At 29.6% G+C, this 4,142-nt stretch carries 3 protein-coding genes; all 3 read left to right on the forward strand.

Annotated features, from left to right (window positions below; all coding sequences use genetic code 11):
- Nucleotides 1-37: 37 nt before the first annotated feature.
- Nucleotides 38-1,423 (forward strand): helix-turn-helix domain-containing protein, encoded by a 1,386-nt coding sequence (locus BMX83_RS10400; RefSeq protein WP_091636781.1) that lies wholly within the window; start codon nt 38-40, stop codon nt 1,421-1,423.
- Nucleotides 1,424-1,790: 367 nt separating this feature from the next.
- Nucleotides 1,791-3,509 (forward strand): relaxase/mobilization nuclease domain-containing protein, encoded by a 1,719-nt coding sequence (locus BMX83_RS10405; RefSeq protein ID WP_091636783.1) that lies wholly within the window; start codon nt 1,791-1,793, stop codon nt 3,507-3,509.
- A gap of 82 nt (nt 3,510-3,591) precedes the next feature.
- The gene (locus tag BMX83_RS10410; RefSeq protein WP_091636785.1) at nt 3,592-4,101 is read left to right on the forward strand and encodes a hypothetical protein; all 510 of its coding nucleotides are present in this window, start codon (nt 3,592-3,594) and stop codon (nt 4,099-4,101) included.
- Nucleotides 4,102-4,142: the final 41 nt, after the last annotated feature.

Genomic DNA, 4,142 nt, shown 5'->3' on the forward strand with positions numbered 1-4,142 from the left:
AAGGCAGTTATTTATAGAGAAATAAAGAGGTGGAAATATGGCTAATAATATAAAAGATATAGATAAAAATTATGTAAAGATAAAGGAGATACTTTCTAATCGGTATGAAGAAGTAGGAGGGTATGATTTTTATAGGTATCTGTTTCCTAATAATCAAAATGAGGGAGAATATAGTGATAGGTATGAGAAGCCTAATGCTATATATTTATATAAAGATGATAAAGATGAAGGTACAGAGAGGACTCTAAGAAGAAGAATCATGCTTAATGATACTTGGGAAGAAGATTATATGGAGTATGTAGAGTGTAATTGTTCAACCTTATGTAGTGGGCTGACCTATAGACATAGAAGGAATAGATTAGAAAATGCTCAAAAGATGAATGCAATGGTATTTGATTTAGATGCTGTGGGAGAAGATGAGCTATTTAACTTAAGTGCAAGAATAGGAAGAGAGCCAGAAGCTTATAGATCACTTCCAAAGCCTACTTTTATAGTTATGAGTGGTACAGGACTTCACATTTATTATGTGTTTAAGGATCCAATAGATTTATATCCCAATATTAAGCTTCAACTAAAGCAGTTAAAGTATGATCTAACTTTTAGAATGTGGGATTACAAGGGAACATCAAAGGAGAAAACTGTTCAATATCAGTCAATCAATCAAGGTTTTAGAATGGTTGGATCAATTAATGATAAGTATAATCTACCAGTAGTAGCTTTTAAAGTTGGTGGTAAAGTAAGTTTAGATTATTTAAATTCCTATGCAATGAAAGAAGAAAACAAGGTAGATATAAATAGACCTTTTAGACCTACTCAATATACCAAAGATGAAGCAAAAGAGAAGTTTCCTGAATGGTATCAAAGGGTAATAGTAGAAGGCAATAAGAATGCTAGGAAGTGGAATATAAAGAGAGATTTATATGATTGGTGGCTAAGACAAAGAGAAAACATACTAGGAGGACATAGGTATTTCTTTTTAATGTGTATGGCTATTTATGGAGTGAAGTGTAATATCCCTAAAAAAGAAGTTAGAAAAGATATGTTAGAGATATTTGATTATCTGGCAGATATAGATCATTCTAATCCTTTGACAATGAAAGATTTGTATTCAGCTTTAGATGTTTATGATCGTGGTTATTATAACTTTACAATCAATGATATAGAAAAACTTACAGATATACGAATTGAGAGAAATAAAAGAAATTATCGTAAGCAAGATGAACATTTAGAGAGAGCAAGAGCAGTACAGAAAATTGATTATCCAGAAAATGAATGGATAAATAAACAAGGTAGACCAATAGGAAGTGGAACAAAAGAAGAACTTGTAAAAGAATATATTGAAAAAAATCCTGATGATAATCCAACAGAAATAGCTAGAGCTTTAAATATTAGTAGACCAACAGTATATAAATATCTTAAATAAAGGAGATTATTTATTTAATGATAAAACAAATAATCATCTAATAGCTGAAGAAAAAGAAGATCGAGAAGAGAAGAAAAATATAGATTATGGATCAAGTTATACTTTCTGGATAGTAGATCCTGATACAGTAACTTTAGAAGAAATTAAAGAAGATTAAATTTTATATTGTAGTAGGAAGTGGTATAATAATCAGGTAAAAGTCTTTCTTTCCGTAAGGAAAGCGCAAATACCTAGTTATAGTACCTATAACTATTGCGCACCTGCCGTGGGCTAAAAGCAAAAGAATAATCTAGCCTACAAAGTGGCTAGATTAGAAGGATAAAAAACCTATCGTTTTTATCCTTCTAAAAGAGAAAGGAGTAAAGAAATGGCAAAAGCATTTGCAAGGCAAACCAAGCTAAAAAATGTTGTCGGTCGGAGTGAATATATTTCCGACAATCAAAGACAAGAACATATCGTTCTGCATTCCCAGGAAAATATGATCCACTCCTGGAATGAATATGCAGACTATGAAAAGCAAAATAAAAAGAATAAAGAAGAAAACATTCAAGGCAGAGAAATTATTATTGCCCTTCCAAATGAACTAGATCAAGACCGAGAAAAATTAAAAGAAATCGTTGATGATTATTCTTTTAATCTCTTAGGAGACAATAGAGATTTTGAATATGCAGTCCATTGGAACAAAGAAAAAACAAACCTTCATGCTCATATTATTTACTCCGAAAGAGAAAGACAAAAGAAAGAGCCAAAAAGATATAAAAGGGATTATTATTATAATTATGAAGAAGGAAAGATGTCCAGTAAGAAAGATCCTGAAGCAGTTATAACAAAACACAAAGGAGATATTAAGTACGATAAAGAGGGAGAAATAGAGTATACAGACCAGTTTTCTAAAAAAGATACTCAATTTAAAAGCAGAGAATACAATGAAAAAATAAAAGAACAATTAGCTGAAACATTAAATAAGCATGATTTTAAATCAAGAGTTTTTGATAGTCGGATAGAGCTACCCCAAGCAAAGCTTTATAAAGGAGCAAGTAAAGATTATAAAGATAAGGTTAGTCAAAGCAATAAGGCAAGGCGAGAATATAACAAGGAGATCGTTAATGCAGTAGATGAAAAGCTTATGCCAATGACTATAGCTATTATGAGAAAAGAAAGCATTATGAAGAGTGTTAAAGAAGAAAACAGCAAGACTAAAAGTATCTCTAGCAGAGGGATCGAAATTATTAAAGAGAGTGTTCAAGAGGTTAAGGTTTATATTCGAGAGAAACTAGAAATCATCAAAGAAGCCTTTAAACCAACACCATTAGAGTTAGAAATTAAATCTTTAGAAGATAGAACAGATGAAAAAATTAAGAATTTAAGTCTTAGTATTGCTGAAAATAAAGCTGAAATGAACAATATATTTGAAAGAGCAAGTGCTATGCGAGAGCAGAGAGATCAGTTACCGCTTTATAAAGAAGAAGAGAAGCAAGTTAAAGTGCATGAAGATATAATTAAGAGCTATGAACAGATGAATCGAGAAATTAGATATGTAAAAGGTGAACTAAAAGAATTAGAAGCAGATTATAAGAAATTAAAATTTTACGAGATATTTAAAGAAAAACCTTTAAGTATTAAGCATGATAAACTTAAAAATGAACTAGAAGTTTTAGAAAACAAGGTTGAAAGTATTAATATAAACAAACATAAAAGTACGAGAAAAAATCTTCAAAGCAAGATAAACAGAGTTAAGAATAAGAGAAATAAACTCTATAGCGAAGAAAGACAAGCTTATAATAAAATGGATAGACTGGAAGAATCAAATGAAGATCATGAGAAAGAAATTGAAAAATTAGTCAGCTCATTAAAAGAAAAAATATTTGAATTGAAAAATCCTGAACTTGTAGAAAAAAGAAAAGAAGAAAAAACTTCTATGCGAGAAAAAATTGCTTCTGCAAAAACAAAAGCAAAAGAAAGAAATGAAGAAACAAAAGGGAAGCCTAAATTTTCTATCGAGGAATTACAAAAAAATAAAAAAGAAATTGATCGTAAGCAAAAATTATCTAAGAAAAAAACAAGAAAAGGAGGAATAAGTCGATAAAAAAGCATAAAAATAACTGGGTAAAATTGTAAAAATGTTGTATAGTGAGTAGTACTAGGTGTACTACTAAAGAGGTGGGTAGATGAACAAGCAAATATATACAATTACAGAGCTATCAGAAGAATTAAATCAGGCAAGGCAAAATGTAAGAAGAAGGCTTATAAAGCTTGATATTAAGGCTATTAACAGAGATAATAGGGAGTATAAAACAGATCCTTTAGAGTATGATTATCAAGCTTTAGTTAAGTTAGCAGAAGATTTTGGAGTAGTACTAAGAACAAGCTTTAGTACTACTAATGAACAAGCTAGTACTACTAAAGATCAAGCAAATGAACAAGCTAAAAATGATATAATTGAAGTATTAAAAGAGCAATTAGAACATGAAAGAGATCAAAATAAAAAACTATCAAAACTGAATGATAATTTGTTGAATCAGTTAGATAAAAATCAAACATTACTAGATCAGCAACAAAGATTAAGTCTAAATAGTATAAATAATATTAAGATGTTAGAGTCAGAATTAGAAGAAAAAAAAGAAGAGAAAGAAGAAAAAGAAACTAAATGGTATCATATATTTAAGAGGAAAAAATAGTTACATATTACAAAAAAATGAGTTTGACACAATAAGAATTG

It is taken from the genome of Alkalibacterium gilvum (assembly GCF_900109085.1).
In the GTDB taxonomy this organism is placed as follows: domain Bacteria; phylum Bacillota; class Bacilli; order Lactobacillales; family Carnobacteriaceae_A; genus Alkalibacterium; species Alkalibacterium gilvum.